Source organism: Pseudomonas fluorescens (assembly GCF_002837185.1).
GTDB lineage: Bacteria > Pseudomonadota > Gammaproteobacteria > Pseudomonadales > Pseudomonadaceae > Aquipseudomonas > Aquipseudomonas fluorescens_AM.
In genome coordinates this window covers 9,277-33,066 of the sequence record NZ_KZ478031.1, presented here as the reverse complement: position 1 = coordinate 33,066, position 23,790 = coordinate 9,277, and the positions used below count along the sequence as shown (strand labels likewise).

Sequence of the window (23,790 nt, the reverse complement as noted above, 5' to 3'; positions counted from 1 at the left end):
TGGCCCAGTGCGGCTAACCCGGCGTCCTGCCGGGTTACCCACGGATTCAAGCCTGCGTTCGGCCAGCGTGGTTTAACGGGGCGCTTAAGATCTAAAGCCAGATCAAGATCAAGATCAAGAGCGACTCGCTGCGCATCGTGGTTAGCGGGTTGGCGTTGGCCGCTGCAGATTTGGATAGTTTGTCCCCGGTGGCACAAGCAGCCGCCGGACATTGCTGATCCGGCGCCTGACTAAAACCGGACAATTCCTACAGGATCCATCAATGCCCATTGCTACCGTCTCGCGGGACCGCCCACCTCCTGTGGTGACGGCACGTGAACAGCAATGGAGTCGATTGTGCAAAAGCGTTTGATCGCAGAACTTCTGGGGACTTTCTGGCTGACCTTCTGCGGGTATGGCAGTGCCATTCTGGCGGCGGCATTTCCACAGTTGGGCATTGGCTTTGCAGGGGTGTCGCTGGCGTTTGGTCTGACGGTATTGACCATGGCCTATGCCGTGGGCGGTATTTCCGGCGGGCATTTCAACCCGGCGGTGACCATTGGTCTGTGGGCCGGGCGCCGTGTGTGCGGTGCGGATGTGCTGCCTTACATCGCGGCGCAGGTGAGTGGGGCCATTGTGGCTGCCGCGGCACTGTACTTGATCGCCAACGGCCAGCCCGGTTTTGCCGCCAACGGCTATGGTCCGTTGAGTCCCGGCCACTTCGACATGAAGTCCGCAGCCCTGGCCGAGCTGATTGCCACGTTCTTCTTTGTGTTGATCATCATGCGCGTCACCGCCCCGGGCGCGGTGGCCGGTTTTGCGCCTATCGCCATCGGCCTGGCGCTGACCCTGATTCACCTGGTGCTGATTCCGGTGAGCAATACGTCGGTCAACCCCGCGCGGAGCACCGGGCCGGCGTTGTTTGCCGAAGGGCAATACCTGTCACAGCTCTGGTTGTTCTGGCTGGCGCCAATCGCCGGTGGGGTGATGGGGGCGTTGGCAGGGCGTGCGTTGGATGATCGCCCGGAAAACTGATGCTGGCGGGCCAAATGCAGGAGGGGCGTGCTCCCTCCTGCACTTTTTGACCGCGTCCGGTCTTGCTGTTTCACAGCGCAGCCAGCACGGCCTCGAGTTTCTCCTGATCCCTGGCAAACTGGCGAATCCCTTCGGCCAGCTTTTCGGTGGCCATTGCATCCTCATTGGAAGCCCAGCGAAATTGCGCTTCAGTCAACCGCTGACGTGCTTCACCGTCGGCGCCTGGCGCCAGCTTGCGTTGCAGTGGGCCGCTATCCTCATCGAGCTTTTGCAGCAGTTCCGGGCTCACGGTCAGGCGATCGCAGCCGGCCAATTGCTCGATCTGGCTCAGCGTGCGAAAGCTTGCGCCCATCACCACGGTGTCGATCCTGTTGGCCTTGTAGTAGTTGTAGATACGCGTCACCGACTGCACGCCCGGGTCGTCCGCGCCGGTGTAGTCCAGGCCGGTGTGCTTGCGGTACCAGTCGTAAATGCGGCCTACGAACGGTGAAATCAGAAACACACCGGCATCGGCGCAGGCCTGGGCCTGGGCGAAGGAGAACAGCAGCGTCAGATTGGTCTGGATGCCGGCTTTTTCCAGGCGTTCGGCGGTGCGGATACCCTCCCAGGTGGACGCCAATTTGATCAGCACGCGGTCGCGACCGACGCCGGCCTGGTCATAGAGGGCGATCAACTGATTGGCTTTGGCCCACAGCGCGTCCTCATCGAAGGACAACCGTGCATCGACCTCGGTGGAGATACGTCCCGGAATCACCTTGAGAATGCCGCAGCCCACCGCCACGGAAAACTGATCGCAGGCCAGGCCCAGGTCGCCTTTGGACAGGTCGAGTGCGCTGCGCAGGATGTCGCCGTAATGCTCGATGGCCGAGGCCTTGAGCAGCAACGAGGGGTTGGTGGTGGCATCCACCGGGCGCAGACGGCTGATGGCTTCCAGGTCGCCGGTGTCGCAGACCACGGTGGTGAATTGCTTGAGTTGTTCGAGTTTGGACGTCATGCGTGCAGGCCTCCGATAAGGGTTGGCGCAAACCCCTGTTGTACCACTTCCCGAGCAGTAATCGATGCATTCAGACAGGCGACACAGGCCAAATGTGGGAGGGGGCAAGCCCCCCGATGACGGTGAGTCAGATACAGATTAATTGGTGACCCGCCGCATCGGGAGCAAGCCCCCTCCCACATGGGTTATGGGGTGCTGGCGGGGCCGGGTTGCAGGCAATCCAGTGCGCGGCGCGGTCGGCAAGGGTGCGGGCCATGTCGATCAAGATCAGGCGACACAGGCCAATGTGGGAGGGGGCTTGCCCCCGATGACGGTGGGTCAGATACGGATTGATTGGCTGACCCACCGCATCGGGGGCAAGCCCCCTCCCACATGGGTTATGGGGTGCTGGCGGGGCCGGGTTGCAGGCAATCCAGTGCGCGGTCGGCAAGGGTGCGGGCCATGTCGATCAAGTGGGCGGTGGAACAGGCCATGTCGCGTCGGGTGCCTTTGAGGCCTTCGGCGGTTTCGGTGGCCGTGGTGGCGGCGCAGCGTAGCAGCGAGGAAATGTTGGCGATGGCGTCTTCGAAACTCAGGTCTTCGTGGGCAACGAACACCGGATAGGGTGGATCGGGGACGATTTTGCTCATGCGTGAAGCTCCTGCCTGGATTGGAAGCCATTCTCTTGCCGATCTCACACGTCAAAAGGTGGCAGCTATGTGCGGGGTGAGATACCGGAAAGCAGGACCCGGCCAGACCGAAGTCTGCCCGCACATAGCCGCCATAGACGGTTGTAGCGCATGGCGCCTGCTCATACACGGGATCTCACACCCGTCGCTGATATGCAGCGACGAAGCGAGGGCTAGCCAGTGCATTGAGCAGGCGCAAGGCCGAAGGATTGCCTAGGAAACGTCCTGCAAATTAAAGGGATATGGCTTGCTGGCCTTTAACAATGCATGTCGAGCAGGCGATGCAGATAAGGGAAATGATTACTGACTGGGCCGTCAGCGATCTATCAGATGTTTACGACGAAAACCTCGGAATCGTCCGACTTTACCCTAAGTAAATCCCTCTCCAAAGTTTGGCTTGCCACTGACTTCCTCGTTCTCCTTTACCTCGATTGAAATGCGTCATGCATCAGGTTTCTTATCGAGACGAGCAGGGAAATTCGGACAAAAAACTTCATGGACAAAGGAAAAAACAATGAGCGTAGGTTATTTCATTGGCCTGGGTGACAAGACCACCTGCGGCGGGGAAGTGCTGGATGGAGATAGAAGAATCAACATCCATGGCCTTCTCCACGCGTGCGAAGGTGACCGCGTCACCTGTGGCAAGGATGGGCAAACTTATAAGATCTTCGGTGGCATTTCCTTCATGAACAGCCATGGCCGGCTGATGGCCGGTACGCTGGATAGTTACAGCGATTGTCCCTGTAAAGCCGAGCTGATTCCTTCGGTGTTGTCAGCTCAATATGGGAAAGATAGCAGCGCTACGAATTCCGCCAGAGAGGCAGCTGTGCCGGTCCGAGCAGCTACCAACGGATCAGCGCCCTCTCAAGGCGCTTATGCAACACCAAGCCGTTCAGTCCCGCCTGCATTTAACGGTCTATCCGGCCAGGACCCAGGTTTTTATATCGTGCCCAAAAGCATCAGCCGCGAGGTTTTGGAGGCGACTCTTTTTCCAGATCTCGATCCGGCCGTGATGCGTAAATTTCAAACGCTGAACCCCAACACAGGCAACGTCAAAGCCGGTTCGATGATCGTGCTCAGCGATCCGAATAACACCTCCTGCACCTATCAGGAAGCGCAATTGATGCAGGCCGCTCAGCAGGTCGATGCTTCCCTGCATTCCCTGACGCCGGGCGAGGCCGACTTTCTGTATCGCCATGGTGCCGAGATTGCCGGTTTCATCAGCCACACCTCAACCTGGCTGGGCGTCAGCGCGGTGATGATGGAGAAGCACCTGAGTAATCTGCGCGACACGCTCCAGGCCATGGAACGGCTGCATCAGCAAAACTATCGACAGTATGGGCATCTTAGATCACCGCAGTTTTTTGCTGATCGTCAGCGTCTTATGAGCCAGCTGGATGCCCATTTACTTAACTCAACTCGGTTACGCGGCCAAACAACCCTGGGCGATCACCCCAAGTTGAAAACGGCCCTTGGAATATCCAGTCGAAGTTTGGTGCATCACTGGGACAAGGCAGGTGGGCCAGGGCAGATTCCGGGGTATGCCGCTCATGTAGAAGCAACCAGCCGCGCACTCAGATACATGACGGCGGGTGGTTACATTGGAATTGGCCTTGGTGGCGTATCCTCCTCGTTGGCGATACAACAGGTTTGCAATAACGATTCCGAGGCGGCTTGCGAAAAGATCAAGTTCACAGAGGGTGGAAAGTTCACCGGTTCTGTTGGTGGCGGTGCATTTGGCGGATGGGCAGGTGGCATTGCCGGTAGTGCGGTCTGCCTTGGACTTGGTGTTACGACAGGTATCGGAGGTGTTGTCTGTGTCGCGGCTTTGGTTGGGACCGGCGCATGGGTGGGTACGACTATCGGTGGTAAAGGTGGCGAAATGGGCGGAGAGATTTTGTATGAGAAAAGTTTGCCATGACGACGGAAGAGTTTTGGAAATCCTGGCTGGCTTTCTGGATCGTCGCTGGCGGCCCGCTCCTGCTTGGATTTACTGGCCTCGCATTCAGCCTTTACCTCACCCACCGTCACTTGGACGCCATCAAGGAGGCTTTGAAAAACAGCCGTTATATCTACCTTTGGGGAGACAGCCTCGGGAAGCGAGGTTTGATTTGGTCTCTTTTGGAAATGTCAAAAATCGCTGGAATGATCTTGTTGCCAAAATCCCATATTCGCGTAGGCGACTTGGACCCTGTCGACTTTAAAAACTTTCCACCCTATCTAAAACGGTATCTCACAATCGTTACGACGATGATCTTTACCGCCATGATTTGGATGGCAGCTGTAGCCATTGCTTTGGAGTTCAGGTAGCTCAACTGGGCCTCACCCGAGGCCCGACATCAGCAAAAATCACGTGCGATTGCGTCCCCATAAAGGACGGAAATTTGCTTACGAACCGCACTGGCCCTGAGGTCACCACGAGCGGTCTTTGCCCTAAACCAACCTCCCCCCGGAACCATTCCCCACTTCCCTTGTCCCCGCTTCCCATGTCACTCCCCACCCCGCAAATCCCTTAATTTTCCAAGCCTGCCGGAAGCCTCTCCAGGCCCCCGGCTGCGCCCGTTGTTTTTTCAGGGCGCAGAGCAGCCGATTCAAGCGGCAAAACTGAATACGGACATTCTCTTCAACCGTGACTTATCAGGCAGGTTTCCCCATGCAGTTCAGCGAATTACTGGCAGCGATTTCCACCCATGCAATCCGTCTGCAAATGGAAGAGGGCGACCTGATTGTCCTTGGCGATGACGACGCGCTGGATGACGCGCTGTGGGACCAACTGATCGCGCACAAACCCCAACTGCTTGAGTGGGTCGCGGCGCATGGCGGCGACTGGTCGAGCCCGGCCTATCGCATCACCCCGGACATGCTGCCACTGGTCACGCTCGACCAACCGGCCATCGACCGCATCGTCGCGGCGATCCCCGGCGGAGCGGCGAATGTGCAGGATATCTACCCCCTGGCGCCGCTCCAGGAAGGCATGCTCTACCACCATCTTCGCGCACAGCAGGGCGACCCCTACGTGCTGCACGCGCAGTTCGTGTTCGACAGCCGCGCACGTCTGCACAACTTCGCCCAGGCGTTGCAATGGGTCATCGATCGCCACGACATTTTGCGCACGTCGATGGCCTGGGAGCGCCTCGACGAGCCGTTGCAAGTGGTGTGGCGCAACGCAACCCTGGCCTGTGAAGAAGCGCATCTTGACGGCGCCGACCGCCTGGCCCAACTGCTCGCACGCTACGATGCGCGCACCTATCGCATGGACCTGGGCCAGGCGCCGTTGCTGCGCCTGGTGTTCGCCGACGACCCGGCCAACGAGCGCGTGGTGGCGATGCTGCTGTTTCACCACACCATCCTCGATCACACCGCCCTTGACGGCGTGCGCGGGGAAATCCAGCTGTACCTCGCCGGCAAGCAGGCGCAGGCCGCGCCGCCGGTAGCGTTTCGCAGCTATATCGCCCAGGTGCGTCAGGGTGTGAGCGAGCAGGCTCACGAAGCCTTCTTCCGCGACATGCTCGCCGACATCGACGCACCGACGTTACCCTTCGGCCTGCAGGACGTGCAGGGCGATGGCCTGGGCATCGACGAAGCGCGCCTGCCGGTTGATCACACCCTCAGCCTGCGCCTGCGCAGCCTGGCGCGTCCGTTGGGCGTCGGTGTGGCAAGCCTGATGCACCTGGCGCTGGCGCGCGTGCTGGGGGTGGTGTCCGGTCGCGAAGCGGTGGTGTTCGGCACGGTGATGCTCGGCCGCATGGGGGCGGGCGAGGGCGGTGAGCGCGCCTTGGGCATGTTCATCAATACCTTGCCGCTGCGCGTGGATGTCGGTGCGCAAGGCGTGCGCGCCGCGATTAAAGCCACTCACGAGCGCCTCACCACCTTGCTTGAGCACGAGCATGCCTCCCTGGCACTGGCCCAGCGTTGCAGCGGGGTGGCGGCGCCGGCACCGCTGTTCAGTGCGATGCTCAATTACCGTCACAGCGCCGCCAGCGACATGCACGCGGTGATCGAGGTGGCCGAAGGCATCCAGGTGCTCGGCGCCCAAGAGCGCACCAACTACCCGCTGACGGTCAATGTCGATGACCTGGGTGAAGACTTTGCGCTGACGGTGATGGTCGATGCGTCCATCAGCGCGCACCGCGTCGCCGGCTACCTGCACACGGCCCTTGAAAGCCTGGCCGATGCCCTTGAGCAACGACCGGATATGCCGCTCAGCGGCCTGAACATCCTGCCCGACTCCGAACGCCACACCCTGCTGCACCGCCTGAACCAAGGCTCTGTCAACCAAAGCCCCGCGCACTACGCCGACACCGCCCTGATCCACCAGCAAGTCGAAGCCCACGCCGCCGCGCGCCCTGACGCGATTGCCGTGCGCTTCGAACGGCGCAGCCTGACCTACCGTGAACTCAACGAACGTGCCAACCAGGTCGCCCATGCGCTGCTGGCCCAGGGCGTGCGCCCCGACGCGCGCGTGGCGATCTGCGTGGAGCGCGGCCCGCAGATGATCATCGGCCTGCTCGGCATCCTCAAGGCCGGTGCCGGTTATGTACCGATCGACCCGGCGTACCCGCAGGAACGCATCGCCTACACCCTGGGCGACAGCACGCCGGTGGCGGTGCTGGTGCAGGCCGACACCCGGCACCTCGTCGGCAACCTGGCGCAGATCGACCTCGACGCCCTGCACCAGCAGGCCACGGTCAATCCGCGCCTGCACCTGAGCCCGGCCAACCTGGCCTATGTGATCTACACCTCCGGCTCCACCGGCCAGCCCAAGGGCGTGATGATCGAACACCACCAGGTGGCGCGCCTGTTCAGCGCCACCCAGCACTGGTTCGGCTTCAATCAGCACGACGTGTGGGCGCTGTTTCATTCCTTTGCGTTCGATTTTTCCGTGTGGGAAATCTGGGGCGCGCTGATGCACGGCGGCCAGTTGCTGATCGTGCCGCAACTGGTCAGCCGTTCACCGGATGAGTGCTACGCGCTGCTCTGCGAAGCCTCGGTCAGCATCCTCAACCAGACGCCGAGTGCGTTCCGCCAGTTGATCGCGGCGCAAGGCAACAGCGACCGGGCGCATTCATTGCGCCAGGTGATTTTCGGCGGCGAGGCGCTGGAGCCGGGCATGCTCAAGCCCTGGTATGCACGGGCGGTGAATGCCGGTACGCAACTGGTGAACATGTACGGCATCACCGAAACCACTGTGCACGTGACGTACCGCGCGCTGGAAGCGGCCGATGCGCAGTTGGTCGGCGTGAGCCCGATTGGCGTGCGCATTCCGGACTTGCAGTTGTACGTCCTTGACGCACAGCGCGAGCCGCTGCCGTTCGGTGTGGTCGGTGAGTTGTATGTGGGCGGCGCGGGGGTGGCGCGCGGTTATCTGAACCGTGACGCGCTCAACGCCGAACGCTTCCTGCACGACCCGGCCACCGGCCTGCGCATGTACAAGACCGGCGACCTTGGCCGCTTGTCAGCCGACGGCAGCGTCGAGTACCTGGGGCGCAACGACGACCAGGTAAAGATCCGCGGTTTCCGTATCGAACTGGGTGAAATCCAGGCCCACCTGGCCACCGCCGACGGCGTGCGCGACGCCGTGGTGATTGCCCGGGAAGACACCCCCGGCGACAAACGCCTGGTGGCCTACGTGATTGCGGACGGTGCGCCCAGTGCGGCCGCCTTGCGCGACCATCTGCTGCTGAACCTGGCCGATTACATGGTGCCCGCAGCCTTTGTGCTGCTGGAGCGGTTCCCGCTGACCACCAACGGCAAACTCGACCGCAAAGCGTTGCCCGCACCCGATGCCGACGCATTGGCCCGGCGCGGTTATGCGCCGCCGCAGGGCGCGGTGGAAGCCACCATCGCCGCGCTCTGGCAGGACTTGCTCAAGGTCGACCGCGTGGGGCGCGAGGATAATTTCTTCGAGCTCGGCGGCCACTCGCTGTTGGCGGTCAAGCTGATCGAGCGCATGCGCCAGGTGGACTTGAGCGCCGATGTGCGCGTGCTGTTCGGCCAGCCGACATTGGCGGCACTGGCGGCGGCGGTCGGCGGGCACCCTGAAGTGCAGGTGCCGGCCAACCTCATTGAAGAACACAGCGCGGCCATTACACCGGACATGCTGCCCCTGGTCGACCTCGACCAGGCCGCCATCGCCCACATCCTCCAGGCGGTACCCGGCGGCATTGCCAATGTGCAGGACATCTATGGCCTGGCGCCGTTGCAGGCCGGGATTCTCTACCATCACCTGGCAACCGCAGAGGGCGACCCCTACGTGTTGCAGGTGCAGTTCAGCTTTGATGACCAGACGGCGCTGGACGGGTTTGTCCAGGCGCTGCACAGCGTGATCGAGCGCAATGACATCCTGCGCACCGCGATTCTCTGGGAAGGCCTGGATGAACCGGTGCAGGTGGTGCTGCGCCAGGCACCGCTGGCGGTCGAGCGGGTCGAGGCCACGGGCGACGATGCCCTGGCGTCTCTGCAACAACGCTTCGACCCCCGTCACTATCGCCTGGACCTGTCACGCGCGTCGCTGATGCGCCTGGCGTACAGCGAGGAACCGGACCGCCTGGTCGGCATCCTGCTGTTGCACCACATCCTGCTCGACCACACCGCCCTGCAAGTACTGGTGCAAGAGATGAGCGCCAGCCTGTCCGGCAGCAGCGCGCAATTGCCAGACGCGGTGCAGTACCGCAACTACGTGGCCCAGGCCCGCCTCGGTGTGAGTCAGGCGCAGCACGAAGCCTTCTTCAGCGAGATGCTTGGCGATATCGACGAGCCAACCCTGGCCTTCGGCTTGCAGGATGTGAATGGCGACGGCAGCGGCATTGTTGAAGCGCATCTGGCGCTGGATCCGGGGCTGAGCCTGGCCCTGCGCGAACAGGCGCGGCAGTTGGGCGTAAGTACCGCGAGCCTGGTGCACCTGGCCTGGGCGCAGGTGCTGAGTCAGGTGTCCGGCCAGCGCGACGTGGTGTTCGGCACCGTGTTGCTGGGGCGCATGCAGGGCGGCGAGGGCGCCGATCGGGCGCTGGGGATGTTCATCAACACCTTGCCATTGCGGGTCAGCCTTGGCGCCACGGGCGTGCAGGCCGGTGTGCGCGCCACCCACGCACGCCTGGCGCAATTGCTCGGGCACGAGCATGCCTCGTTGTCCCTGGCCCAGCGTTGCAGTGGCGTGCCGGCGTCGTTGCCGTTGTTCAGTACCTTGCTCAACTATCGCCACAGCGCCCCGGATGAAGCACCGGGTGACAGCCCCTTCGCCGCGTCCGGCATCCAGGTACTCAGTTCCGAAGAGCGCAGCAACTACCCGCTGGTACTCAACGTCGATGACCTGGGCGCAGGCTTGGCCCTCACTGTGCAGGGCGTCGCCACGCTGGACGTGCAGCGCGTGGCGGACTACATGCTCACCGCGCTACGCCAGCTGGTGACGGCCCTGCAACAGGCGCCGACCACCGCGCTGCAGGCACTGTCGATCGTACCGCCGGCAGAGCGCCAGCAACTGCTGGTGGAGTTCAACGCCACTCGCCGCGATTACCCGGCGCATCTGAGCGTCGCCCAGCTGTTCGAAGCCCAGGCGCTGGCACGGCCTGAAGCAGTAGCGGTGGTGCAGGGCAAACTGTCCCTGAGTTACCGCGACCTCAACCGCCGCGCCAATCGCCTGGCTCACTGCCTGATCAGCCAGGGCGTGCAACCCGGCGAGCCGGTGGCCCTGGCGCTGCCGCGCAGCATCGACCTGGTGATCAGCCAACTGGCCGTGCTCAAGTGCGCGGCGGTGTACGTGCCGCTGGACGTCAACGCGCCGGCCGACCGCCAGGCGTTCATGGTGCAGGACAGCGGCGCCCGCCTGGTGCTGGACGATCTGGCCGGGCTGAACCTGGACGGGCTGCCGGCCGACAATCCCGAGCGCGAACAGTCCGCCGACAGCGTGGCCTACATCATGTACACCTCCGGCTCCACGGGCACGCCCAAAGGCGTACTGGTGCCCCAGCGCGGCATTACCCGGCTGGTAATCAATAACGGCTACGCCGACTTCAATGCCCTGGACCGCGTGGCCTTTGCGTCGAACCCGGCGTTTGACGCGAGCACCATGGACGTATGGGGCGCGTTGCTCAACGGTGGCCAGGTGCAGGTGATCGACCACGCCACCGTGCTCGACCCGCAGGCGTTCAGCGCCGAGCTTGCGGGCGCTACGGTGCTGTTCGTCACCACTGCGCTGTTCAACCAGTATGTACAACTGATCCCTGACGCACTGGCCGGCCTGCGCATTCTGCTATGCGGCGGCGAACGCGCCGACCCAGCCGCCTTCCGCAGCCTGCTGGCCCAGGCCCCGGCATTGCGCCTGGTGCACTGCTATGGCCCGACCGAAACCACCACCTACGCCACCACCTACGAAGTGCGCGCGCTTGCCGATGACGTAGAAAGCGTGCCGGTGGGTCGGCCTATTTCCAACACCCAGATCTATGTACTGGACGCGCAGTTGCAGCCAGTGCCACTGGGCATCACCGGCGAAATCTGCATTGGCGGCGATGGCGTGGCCAAGGGCTATTTGAACCGCCCGGACCTGAGTGCCGAAAAATTCGTCCACGATCCATTTTCCGAACAGCCCCACGCCTTGATGTACCGCACAGGCGACCTGGGACGCTGGTCGGTCGACGGCTTGCTCGAGTGCCTTGGACGCAATGACGACCAAGTGAAAATCCGTGGTTTTCGTATCGAACTGGGTGAGATCGAGGCGCGCCTGGCGAGCTGCCCCGGCATCCGCGACGTAGCGGTGCTCGCCAGGGAAGACGTACCGGGGGACAAGCGCCTGGTGGCCTATTTCACCTGGACCGACGCCGCGCTGGGCATCGACGAAGTGCACGCGCACCTGCAAGGCCTGCTGCCGGACTACATGCTGCCCTCGGCCTATATGCCGCTGGCCAGTCTGCCCTTGACCAACAACGGCAAGCTCGACCGCAAGGCCTTGCCCGCGCCGGATCCGCAAGCGCTGCTCAGCCGTGCCTACGAGGCCCCCCAGGGCGAGGTGGAAACCCTGCTGGCGCAGATCTGGCAGGACGTGCTCAAGCTCGAGCGCGTCGGCCGGCATGATCATTTCTTCGAACTGGGCGGGCATTCGTTGCTGGCGGTCAGCCTGATCGAGCGCATGCGCCGCGTCGGCCTGAGCGCCGATGTGCGCGTGCTGTTCAGCCAGCCCAGCCTCGCGGCGTTGGCGGCGGCGGTGGGCAGCGGGCGTGAAATCGTGGTGCCGGCCAATGGCATCCCGGCAGGCTGCACGCACATCACCCCGTCGATGCTCAGCCTGGTGCAACTGGACGCGGCTGCCATCGAACGCATCGTGGCCAACGTGCCGGGCGGTGCGGCGAACGTGCAGGATATCTACCCGCTGGCGCCGTTGCAGGAAGGCATCCTCTATCACCATATCAGCGCCGAACAGGGCGACCCGTACCTGCTGCAATCGCGCATGGCGTTCGACAGTCTCGAGCGCTTGCATGCTTTCATGGGCGCGCTGCAACAGGTGGTGGCCCGCCACGACATCCTGCGCACCGGGGTGGTCTGGGAAGGCCTGGACAGCCCGGTGCAAGTGGTGTGGCGCCAGGCGCAGCTGGTGGTGCAGGCCGTCAGCCTGGACCCGGCCGACGGCGGCATCATCGAACAACTGCATGCACGCTTCGATGCGCGGCACTACCGGCTGGACATCACCCAGGCGCCGCTGCTGCGCATGGTCTACGCCCAGGACCCGGCCAACCGGCGTGTCGCGGCGATCCTGCTGTTCCACCACCTGGCCCTGGACCATACCGCCATGGAAGTGGTGGGCCAGGAGATGCGTGCCTTCATGCTGGGGCAGGCGGACGACTTGCCCGAGGCCGCGCCGTTTCGCAACTACGTGGCCCAGGCGCGCCTGGGGGTCAGCGTGGCCGAGCATGAGGAGTTCTTCCGCGGCATGCTCGCCGATGTCGACGAGCCGACGCTGCCGTTCGGTTTGCACGATGTGCAGGGCGACGGCCGCACCATCGAAGAAGCCGAACGGCAGCTGCCGGCCGAGCTGGCGCAGCGGGTGCGCGAACAGGCGCGCCACTTGGGCGTCAGCGCCGCGAGCCTGATGCACCTGGCCTGGGCGCAGGTGCTGGGGCTGGTGTCCGGGCGTGACGACGTGGTGTTCGGCACCGTCCTGATGGGCCGCATGCAGGCCGGCGACGGGGCGGACCGCGCCCTGGGCATGTTCATCAATACCTTGCCGCTGCGGGTCGATGTGGCGGCCGCTGCTGCCGACGCGGTCAAGGCCACCCATGCACGCCTGAGCGCCTTGCTCGGGCATGAGCATGCCTCGCTGGCCCTGGCTCAGCGTTGCAGTGGGGTGGCGACGGCCACGCCGCTGTTCAGCGCCTTGCTCAATTACCGCCACAGCAGCCCCGGCGAAATGGCCCGCGACGGTCACGGGATCTGGGAGGGCGTACAGCTGCTCGGCGGCGAAGAGCGCAGCAACTATCCGCTGACCCTGAGCGTGGATGACCTGGGCGAAGGCTTCGCGCTGGCCGTGCTGGCGTTGCCGCAGATCGGCGCCCAGCGCCTGTGCGACTACATGCACAACGCCGTGGCGCAGTTGGTGGACGCCCTGGAGAACGCGCCGGACACCCGCTTGTACCATCTGCCGATTCTGCCGACGGCGGAACGCGACACGCTGTTGCGCGAATTCAACGCCACCGCCCATGACTTCCCACGCGGGCACACCTTGCACGGCGCCGTTGAAGTCCAGGCCGAGCGTCAGCCCGAGGCCATCGCGGTGATGCAAGACGGTTTGGCGTTGACCTATCGACAGCTCAACCAACGCGCCAACCAGCTGGCGCATCACCTGCTGGAGCTTGGCGTGCAGCCGGATGATCGCGTGGCGATCTGCTGCCGTCGCGGCCCGCAGATGCTGGTGGGCCTGCTCGGCATTCTCAAGGCCGGCGCGGGCTATGTGCCGATCGACCCGGCGTACCCCGCCGAGCGGATCGCCTATCTGTTGCAGGACAGTGCACCGGTGGCGGTGCTCTCGCAAGCCTGCACCCGCGACCTGCTCGGTGGCGTCGCCAGTGTCGACCTGCACGACCCCGGCTTGCAGCAATACCCTGTGAGCAATCCGCAACTCGGCGCACTGACCCCGGCGCACCTGGCCTACGTGATCTACACCTCCGGTTCTACCGGCCAGCCCAAGGGCGTGATGGTGGAACATCACCACGTGGAAAACCTCGTGCACTGGCATTGCGAGGCCTTTGGCCTGGGGGCTGCCAGCCATACCAGCAGCGTCGCCGGTTTCGGTTTCGATGCGCTGGCCTGGGAAGTCTGGCCGGCGCTGTGCGTGGGCGCGACCCTGCACCTGCCACCCGCCGAGGTGGGCAATGAAAACATTGACGAACTGTTGGCCTGGTGGCTGGCGCAGCCGCTGGACGTGAGTTTCCTGCCCACCCCGGTGGCCGAGTACGCCTTCAGCCTGAACCTGCAACACCCGACCTTGCGCATGCTGCTGATCGGCGGCGACCGCCTGCGCCAGTTCAGCCAGGAACGACGGTTTGCCCTGATCAATAACTACGGCCCCACCGAAGCCACGGTGGTCGCCACCTCCGGCCGCGTACGTGCCGGGCAGCCTTTGCATATCGGCCGGCCCATCGCCAATGCCACCAGCTACGTGCTGGATGCCCACCTGCGCCCGGTGCCGGTGGGCGTGGCCGGTGAACTGTATGTCGGTGGCCGCGGCGTGGCGCGCGGTTACCTGAATCGTCCGGACCTGACCGCCGAGCGCTTCCTGCAAGACCCGTTCAACCCCGGGCGCATGTACCGCACCGGCGACCTGGTGCGCTGGCTGCCCGATGGCAACCTGGAATATCTGGGGCGTAACGATGACCAGGTCAAATTGCGCGGGGTGCGGGTTGAACTGGGCGAAATCGAAGCCCGCCTGGCCGCGCTCGACGGTGTGGCGGAAGCCGTGGTGCTGGTCCGCGAAGGCCGCTTGATCGCCTGGTTCACCGAACGCCAGCCGCTGTCGATCGAAACGCTGCGCGCGCAACTGCAGGCGCAACTGCCCGAGGCGCTGGTGCCGGTGGCCTACGTGAAACTTGCGGCCTTGCCCCTGACCGCCAACGGCAAGCTCGACCGCAAGGCCCTGCCGGCCCCCGATCAAGCCGCGTTGCTGACCCGTGACTACGAAGCGCCCCAGGGCGAAGTGGAAACCCGCCTGGCGCGGATCTGGGCCGAGGTGCTGCAGGTGGCGCAGGTGGGGCGCCATGACCACTTTTTCGAACTGGGCGGGCATTCGTTGCTGGCCGTCAGCCTGATCGAACGCATGCGCCAGGTCGGCCTGAGCGCCGATGTGCGCGTGCTGTTCAGCCAGCCGACCCTGGCCGCGCTGGCCGCCGCCGTGGGCAGTGGCCGCGAAGTGCAGGTGCCGGCCAACCGTATTCCTGACGGCTGCCAACGCATCACTGCGGACATGCTGTCGCTGGTGACGCTGGAGCAGTCGACGCTCGACCAAGTGATCGACCAAGTTCCCGGCGGCGCCGCCAATGTGCAGGATATCTATCCGCTGGCGCCGTTGCAGGAAGGCATTTTCTACCATCACATCAGCGCCGAGCAGGGCGACCCGTACCTGCTGCAATCGCACCTGGCGTTTGACAGCCTTGAGCGCCTGGACGCCTTTGCCCAGGCGCTGCAGCAGGTGATCGATCGCCACGATATCCTGCGCACCGCAGTGGTCTGGGAGGGCCTGGTGCAACCGCTGCAAGTGGTGTGGCGCAAGGCTGAACTGGCCGTGCAATGCGTATCGCTGCAAGGCAACGTCATCGAGCAGTTGCACCAGCGTTTCGACCCGCGCCATTACCGGCTGCCGATGTCCCAGGCGCCGCTGATCCGCCTGGTGTATGCCGAGGACCCCGGTCAGCAGCGGGTCGTTGCGATTTTGCTGTTCCACCATATTGCCCTTGATCACACGGCACTCGACAGCGTACGTCAGGAGATGCAAGCCAGTTTGCTCGGGCAACCCCGTATCGCTGAAGCAGCCATTCCTTACCGCAACTATGTGGCTCAGGCGCGCCTGGGCGTCGAAGAGCACGAACATGAAGCGTTCTTTGGCCAGATGCTGGGAGACATCGACGAGCCGACGCTCCCGTTCGGCTTGCAGGACGTCCAAGGTGACGGCAGTGCAATCGAAGAGGTGCAGCAGAGCCTGGCCCCGGCCTTCAGCCAGCGTCTGAGGGCGCAGGCCCGCCTCTCGGGTGTCAGCGCCGCCAGTCTGTTTCATCTGGCGTGGGCCCGGGTGCTGGCCAGCACCAGCAGCCAGCACCGCGTGGTCTTCGGCACGGTACTGCTTGGCCGTATGCAGGGGGGCAAAGGCAGCGACCGTGCACTGGGGATGTTCATCAACACCTTGCCGTTGCGCGTGGATATTGATGGCACCGGTGTGCGCGCCGCCGTCAAGCACACCCATGAGCGCCTGACGGCACTGCTCGGCCATGAACATGCCTCCCTGGCTCTGGCCCAGCGTTGCAGTGGCGTCGCCGCGCCGCTGCCGTTGTTCAGTGCAGTGCTCAATTACCGCCACAGCGCCAGCCAGGAGGCGACGGTGTCGCAGGCATGGCAAGGGATTCACACCCTGGCCAGTGAAGAACGCACCAATTACCCCTTGACCTTGAACGTCGATGACCAGCGCGATGGTTTCCGCCTGACCGTCATGACCCCCGCGCACATTGGAGCGCAACGCGTCTGCGGTTATATGCAGACGGCTTTGCTTGGGCTGGTCGAGGCGCTGGAACAGGCGCCGCACCTGCCGATCAGCCGCGTGTCGATCCTGGGGCAGCAGGAGCGCGAAAGACTCTTGCACGGCTTCAACGCGACCGCAGTCGATTACAACCTTGACCAGACCTTGCACGGCTTGTTCGAGGCGCAGGTCTTACGCACGCCGGATGCCGAGGCCGTGAAAGCGGGGGATCAACGCCTGAGCTATCGGCAACTCAACGAGCGGGCCAACCGTCTGGCCCATCACCTGCGTGAACTGGGCGTACGGCCCGAGTCACGGGTTGGGGTGTGCCTGGAGCGTGGCCTGGACATGGTCATCGGCTTGTTCGCCATCCTCAAGGCCGGCGGCGGTTATGTCCCGCTTGACCCGGCCTATCCCCACGAGCGCCTCGCCTACATGCTGCACGACAGCGCACCGGTGGTGGTGCTGGCCCACGGCGCAACCCGCGACTTGCTGGGTGAGATACCCACCCTTGATCTGGACTGCGACACCTGGCAGCACCAGCCGAGCACCAATCCCAGCGTGCCGGAGCTTACTGCCCGGCATCAGGCTTATGTGATCTACACCTCCGGCTCCACCGGCCAACCCAAGGGGGTCATTAATGAACATGCCGGGGTGGTCAACCGCCTGCTGTGGATGCAGGACGCGTACGGCCTCAACGCGCAGGATGCGGTGTTGCAAAAAACACCCTTCAGCTTCGACGTGTCGGTGTGGGAGTTCTTCTGGCCGCTGATGACCGGCGCCCGCCTGGTCATGGCACGTCCGGGCGGCCACAAGGACCCGGCGTATCTGTGTGAAGTGATTGAGGCGCAGCGCATCACCACGCTGCACTTTGTGCCGTCGATGCTCGACGTATTCCTGGCCCATGGCGATGTCAGCCAGGCCGCCGGGCTGTTGCGCGTGATCTGCAGCGGTGAAGCGCTGCCGGGCAGCCTGGTGCGACGCTTCAAGCAGCAACTGCCGGGCATCGGGTTGTACAACCTGTATGGCCCGACCGAAGCCGCAGTGGATGTGACCGCATGGAACTGCGCACGCAGCGACGTGCCGGACAACACGCCGATCGGCAAACCGATTGCCAACACACGCATGTACGTTCTGGACGCCCAATTGCAGCCGGTGCCGCTGGGGGTGGTCGGTGAGCTGTTCATCGGTGGCGTGCAGGTGGCGCGGGGGTATCTCAACCGTGCGCAACTGACCGCCGAACGCTTCCTTGAGGACCCGTTCAGCGCGGGTCGGATGTACCGCACGGGCGACCTTGGCCGCTACCTGCCGGACGGCAATCTCGAGTACCTGGGTCGCAACGATGACCAGGTGAAAATTCGCGGCCTGCGCATCGAACTGGGGGAAATCCAGGCGCGACTGATCGAGCATCCAGCGGTGAAAGATGCCGTGGTCGTGGCCTGCGAAGATCGCCTGGTCGCCTACTACACCGGCGCGGCCACCGCCATCGACGCCCTGCGCAGCCAGCTCTTGCAGCACCTGCCGGACTTCATGGTGCCCGCGTTGTTCATGCACCTCGACGCGCTGCCCCTGAGCCCTAATGGCAAGCTCGACCGCAAGGCGTTGCCGGCCCCGGGCACGGCGTCGTTGAGTGTGCGTGAGTACGAAGCGCCCGAAGGCGACTGCGAAATACTGCTGGCCCGACTCTGGGCCGAGCTGCTGAAGGTGGAGCGAGTAGGGCGCCATGACAATTTCTTTGAACTGGGCGGGCATTCGCTGCTCGCCGTGAGCTTGATCGGGCGCTTGCGCCAGGAAGGCATGGAAGCCGATGTGCGAGGGCTGTTCGAGCAACCGACCCTGGCCGGCTACGCCGCAATGACCGAACGAATGGAGATCGTCCTGTGAACATCCAACAATTGCTGGCAACCCTGAAAACGAAGGATGTGCAACTGGCGCTCAAAGGCGAGCAACTGTCCGTACAAGGCAACAAGCAAGCCTTGAGCGACCCGGCGATCCTCGCTGCGTTGCGCGAACACAAGCCGGCCCTGATGGAACGGATCAAGGCGGGTGAATACTCGGCCGGCAAAGCCGGTGAGGTGCAAGTACCGGCCAACGGCATCGCCCCGGGCGCCGAGCGCATCACCCCGGCCATGTTGACGCTGTCCACACTGAGCCAGGATGAGATCAACCGCATCGTCGCCACCGTCGAGGGCGGCGTGGCGAATATCCAGGACATCTACCCGCTGGCGCCGTTGCAGGAAGGCATCCTCTACCACCACGCGAGCACGGAGCAGGGTGACCCGTACATCATGCAGTCGCAGTTCGCCTTCGACAGCCTGGCGCGCTTCGAGCAGTTTGCCAACGCCTTGCAGAGCGTCGTGGATCGGCACGATATCCTGCGTACCGGGGTGGTTTGGGAAAGCCTCGAACAGCCCTCGCAAGTGGTCTGGCGCCAGGCCCGGTTACCGGTGCAAGCCCTTGAGCTGGATCCGGCTGAGGGCGATATCGCAGAGCAGTTGCGCCAGCTGTTCGATGTTCGCCATTACCGCCTGGACGTGACCCAGGCGCCGATGTTGCGCCTGGTGCGCACCTGGGACGAACCCGGCCAGCGCGTGGTGGCAATGCTGCTGTTTCATCATATGGCCCTGGACCACAGCGCGCTGGACGTGGTGCGCCATGAACTGCAGGCGCTGTTGCAAGGCCGTGGCGAACAATTGGGCCAGCCCATCCCGTTTCGCAATTACGTGGCGCAGGCGCGACTGGGCGTCAGCGAGCAGGAGCACGAGGCGTTTTTCCGTCAGATGCTCAGCGATATCTGCGAGCCGACCTTGCCTTTCGGTCTGCAGGATGTGCAGGGCGACGGCCGCGATATCGTCGAAGCGGACCTGCCGCTGTCGGCAGCGCTCAATCAACGTGTACGCGAGCAGGCACGCCATCTGGGCGTAAGCGCGGCGAGCGTGTTCCATATGGCCTGGGCCCAGGTGCTGAGTGTGTTGGCAGGCAAGCAAAGCGTGGTGTTCGGTACGGTGTTGATGGGGCGCATGCAGGGCGGTCAGCAGACCGACAGAGCGCTGGGGATTTTCATCAATACGTTGCCGTTTCGTGTGGACGTCGGTCATGCGGATGTGCGCACCGGCATCAGGGACACCCATGCACGGCTGACGACGTTGCTGCGCCATGAGCATGCCCCTTTGGCGTTGGCGCAGCGCTGCAGTGGAGTGACTGCGCCCACGCCACTGTTCAGTGCGTTGCTCAATTACCGGCACAGTGGTTCCGGCAATCAGGCCGAGGCGGTGGCGGCATGGAACGGCATCGAAATGTTGAGCTCGCAGGAGCGTACCAACTACCCGCTGACGCTGAGCGTGGATGACCTGGGCGATAGCTTCATCTTGCGTTTGCTCGCCTGCACCCAGGTCGACCCGCACCGCGTCTGCGCCTACCTGCAAACCGCACTGGAAAACCTGGTGAGCGCCCTGGAGCAGGCCCCGCACACCGCGCTCAACCAACTGCCGGTGGTGCCGCTGGCCGAGCAACGCCTGCTGCTCGAGCAGTTCAACGCAACCCAGGCGGTGTTCCCCCAGGGCAGCACCTTGCACGCGCGCATCGAGGCCCAGGCCGCGCTGACCCCGGATGCCATCGCGGCGGTGTGCCTGGACCGTACGTTGAGCTACGCCGAACTCAATCAGCAAGCCAACCTGCTGGCCCATCATTTGCTGGCGCTGGGGGTCAAGCCCGATGACCGCGTGGCCATCGTCGCGCGCCGTGGCCTGGACACCCTGGCCGGGTTGCTGGCGATCCTCAAGGCCGGCGCCTGTTATGTGCCGGTAGACCCATCCCACCCGGCCGAGCGCCTGAGCTACCTGCTCAGCGACAGCGCCCCGGTGGCCGTGCTGACCCAGCACGCGTTGCTCGAGCGCCTGCCGGAGCTGGACGTGCCGGTGATCAACCTGGACCGCTACACCTGGCACCACCACTCGGCGAGCAATCCCGACGTGGCCATGACCCCGTCGAACCTGGCCTATGTGATTTACACCTCCGGCTCCACCGGCCTGCCCAAAGGGGTGATGGTGGAGCATCACACCGTGGCCAATCTGGTGGATTGGCATTGCAGCACCTTCGACCTGCGCGCCGGGCGGCATACCGCCAGTGTGGCCGGCTTCGGCTTTGATGCGATGGCCTGGGAAGTGTGGCCGGCGCTGTGCGCGGGCGCCACCCTGCACCTGCCGCCGGCCCGCGACGGTGCCGAGGATGTCGACGCGCTGCTCGCCTGGTGGTGCGCGCAACCGCTGGACGTGTGCTTCCTGCCGACACCGGTGGCCGAGTACGCCTTCAGCCAGAACATCGAACACCCGACCCTGCGCACACTGCTGATCGGCGGTGATCGCCTGCGCCGGTTCGGGCGTGCACAGCGCTTCGAGCTGATCAACAACTATGGCCCCACCGAAGCCACGGTGGTCGCCACCGCCGGCAAGATCGAGGCGGGCCAGCCGTTGCATATCGGCAAGCCTATCGCCAATGCCAGGGTCTACCTGCTGGACGAACAACTGCGCCCGGTGCCTTTGGGCGTGGCGGGCGAACTGTATGTGGGTGGCAAGGGCGTGGCGCGCGGCTACCTCAACCGCCCGGAGCTGAGCGCCGAGCGTTTCCTGCGCGACCCGTTCAGCAGCGGGCGCATGTACCGTACCGGCGACCTGGCGCGCTGGTTGCCCGACGGCAACCTCGAGTACCTGGGACGCAACGATGACCAAGTGAAGATCCGTGGCATGCGCATCGAACTGGGCGAAATCGAGACCCGGCTCAACCAACTGCCGGGCATCCTGGAGGCAGTGGTGCTGGTGCGTGAAGAGCGGCTGGTGGCGTATTTCACCGAAAATCCGCAACTCGATGCGCTGGCCGTCGCTGATATACGTGCGCATTTGGTGGCCCATCTGCCGGACTACATGGTGCCGGCCGCTTTCATGAAACTCGACACGCTGCCCTTGACCGCCAACGGCAAGCTCGACCGCCAGGCGCTGCCGGCGCCGGATATGGCTGCGGTATTCAGCCGTGAATACGAGGCACCGCTGGGCGAGATTGAAAGCGTGCTCGCGCAGATCTGGGCTGATGTGTTGCAAGTGGAGCGGGTCGGGCGGCGCGATCACTTCTTCGAGCTGGGCGGGCATTCGCTGCTGGCCATGCGCATGGTGTCCCAGGTGCGCCAGCGCCTGGGGGTGGAGCTGGTGCTGGGCGACTTGTTCGCCAACGCCGAACTGGCGGCCGTCGCTCACGTGCTGGCCCAGGCAGGTCGCAGCACCTTGCCGGATATTCTGCCGGCCAATCGTGGCGAGGATGTGCCGCTGTCGTTCGCCCAGCAGCGCCTGTGGTTTCTGGCCAACATGGACGGGGGCAACAGTGCCTACAACATCCCCATAGGCCTGGCCCTGCGTGGGCAATTGCACGTGCAGGCGCTGCAAGAGGCGTTGGCCTGCATCGTCAGGCGCCATCACACCCTGCGCAGCCGTTTTGTCCAGGTGGGCGATGACACCCAGGTGCTGACCGTGCCCGCCGACGATGCCATGCCGCTGCAGTCGCTGGACCTGCGCGGTCATCCCGAGCCGCAACAGGCCCTTGAAGCACTGATACGCCACGAGGCCTCGGACACGTTTGACCTGGAGCGCGGCCCGCTGCTGCGTGGGCACCTGGTGATGATGGCCGACGATCATCATGTGCTGCTGCTGACGTTGCACCACATTGTCTCCGACGGCTGGTCCATGGGCGTGCTGACCCGCGAACTGATGGCGCTGTACCAGGCGTTCATCCACGGCCAGCCCGACCCGCTGCCGCCGTTGACCATCCAGTACGGTGATTTCGCCATTTGGCAACGTTTGTGGCTCAGCGGTGAAGTGCTGCACCGCCAGAGCGATTACTGGCAGCACGTGCTGGCGGATGCGCCGGCCTTGCTCACGCTGCCCACTGATCGTCCACGTCCGGCGCAGCAAGACTATGCCGGCAGCAGCGTCGAGGTGCATGTGGACGAGCACCTGACAGCCGCGCTGAAAGCGTTGAGTCAACGCCATGGCGTCACGCTTTACATGACCCTGTTGAGCGCCTGGGCAGCGCTGCTGGCACGGTTGTCCGGCCAGCATGACCTGGTGATTGGCTCGCCGGTGGCAAACCGGACGCGCAGTGAAGTGGAAGGGCTGATCGGCCTGTTCGTCAATACCCTGGCCCTGCGCATCGATACCTCGGGTGAACCGAGCACCGAAGTGCTGCTGGCGCGGGTCAAGGCGGTGTCGCTGGCGGCCCAGTCCCATCAGGATCTGCCGTTCGAACAGGTGGTGGAGATTACCCAGCCGGTGCGCAGCCTGGCCCACACGCCGCTGTTTCAGACACTGCTGGCCTGGCAGGACGCCAGCGCGCCCACCCTGACGTTGGGCGATCTGGTGATTGAAGGCGTTGCTCAAGAGAGCCTGTTTGCCAAGTTTGAGCTGACCCTGGACCTGGGTGAAGACCAAGGCAGGATCCGTGGTGCGCTGCAATACGCTGTCGCGCTGTTCGATGAGGCGACGGTGCAGCGCTACGTCGGCTATTTCACCCGCCTGTTGCAGGCCATGGTCGCCGATGACCTTGCGGTGCTGGCCCATGTGCCGCTGATGGAGGAACTTGAGCGCCAGCGGGTGCTGGTGGACTTCAATGCGACATCGATGCCCAACAACGTCGAGCAGACCGTGCACGGGCTCGTCGCCGCTCAGGCCGAGCGCACGCCCAATGCCATTGCGGCCAAGGCCGGCGAGCGCCACCTGACCTATGCCGAACTCGACAGGCACGCCAGCCATCTGGCAAATCACCTGCGCGGCCTGGGCATCAAGCCCGACGACCGCGTGGCCATCGTCGCCCGTCGCGGCCTCGATACCCTGGTCGGGTTGCTGGGGATCCTCAAGTCCGGCGCGTGCTATGTACCGGTCGATCCAGCGCATCCCGCCGAGCGCCTGGCCTATCTGCTCTGCGATTGTGCCCCCGTGGCAGTGCTGAGCCAGCGCGCGCTGCTGCCAAGGCTGCCTGCCCTCGACGTGCCGGTAATCGAGCTGGATGGCGATGGTTGGCGTACCCCCACGCCACACCATCCCGAAGTCGCTGCCGGCCCGTCCAATCTGGCCTATGTGATTTACACCTCCGGCTCCACCGGCTTGCCCAAAGGTGTGATGGTGGAGCACCACAGTGTGGTGAACCTGGTGGACTGGCACTGTCGTGCTTTTGATCTGCATGCCGGCGACCATACGGCCAGTGTCGCCGGCTTCGGGTTCGATGCGATGGCCTGGGAGGTCTGGCCGGCGCTGTGTGTCGGCGCGACCCTGCACGTGCCGCCGGCCCATGACGGCGTCGAGGATGTCGACGCGCTGCTCGCCTGGTGGTGCGCGCAACCGCTGGACGTGTGCTTCCTGCCGACG

The 23,790-nt window shown here is 64.1% G+C and carries 7 protein-coding genes; 5 read left to right on the top strand and 2 right to left on the bottom strand.

Annotation, left to right across the window (positions count from 1 at the left end; all coding sequences use genetic code 11):
* Positions 1-324: 324 nt before the first annotated feature.
* Positions 325-1,014, top strand: coding sequence for an aquaporin Z (gene aqpZ, locus CIB54_RS25640; protein WP_101221324.1), 690 nt, complete (start codon positions 325-327; stop codon positions 1,012-1,014).
* 70 nt (positions 1,015-1,084) lie between these two features.
* On the opposite strand, the gene tal is transcribed toward aqpZ, so the two are convergent.
* The gene (tal, locus tag CIB54_RS25635) at positions 1,085-2,008 is read right to left on the bottom strand and encodes a transaldolase (RefSeq protein ID WP_065953189.1); all 924 of its coding nucleotides are present in this window, start codon (positions 2,006-2,008) and stop codon (positions 1,085-1,087) included.
* Positions 2,009-2,385: 377 nt separating this feature from the next.
* Positions 2,386-2,637, bottom strand: a complete 252-nt coding sequence (locus CIB54_RS25630; RefSeq protein ID WP_065895963.1) for a DUF6124 family protein — start codon at positions 2,635-2,637, stop codon at positions 2,386-2,388.
* 553 nt (positions 2,638-3,190) lie between these two features.
* Here CIB54_RS25630 and CIB54_RS25625 point away from each other — a divergent pair.
* The 4 genes from CIB54_RS25625 to CIB54_RS25610 form a co-directional block, all read left to right on the top strand.
* A complete protein-coding gene (locus CIB54_RS25625; RefSeq protein ID WP_101221323.1) occupies positions 3,191-4,597 on the top strand; it encodes a PAAR domain-containing protein in 1,407 nt (468 codons plus the stop codon).
* Positions 4,594-4,986, top strand: coding sequence for a hypothetical protein (locus tag CIB54_RS25620; protein WP_065953192.1), 393 nt, complete (start codon positions 4,594-4,596; stop codon positions 4,984-4,986). Before CIB54_RS25625 ends, CIB54_RS25620 begins: the two co-directional genes overlap by 4 nt.
* Before the next feature lie 343 nt (positions 4,987-5,329).
* Positions 5,330-18,268, top strand: coding sequence for a non-ribosomal peptide synthetase (locus CIB54_RS25615; RefSeq protein WP_101221322.1), 12,939 nt, complete (start codon positions 5,330-5,332; stop codon positions 18,266-18,268).
* The coding region (locus CIB54_RS25610) for a non-ribosomal peptide synthetase (RefSeq protein WP_157829755.1) at positions 18,265-23,790 on the top strand (5,526 nt) is incomplete at its 3' end. The genes CIB54_RS25615 and CIB54_RS25610, both read left to right, overlap by 4 nt.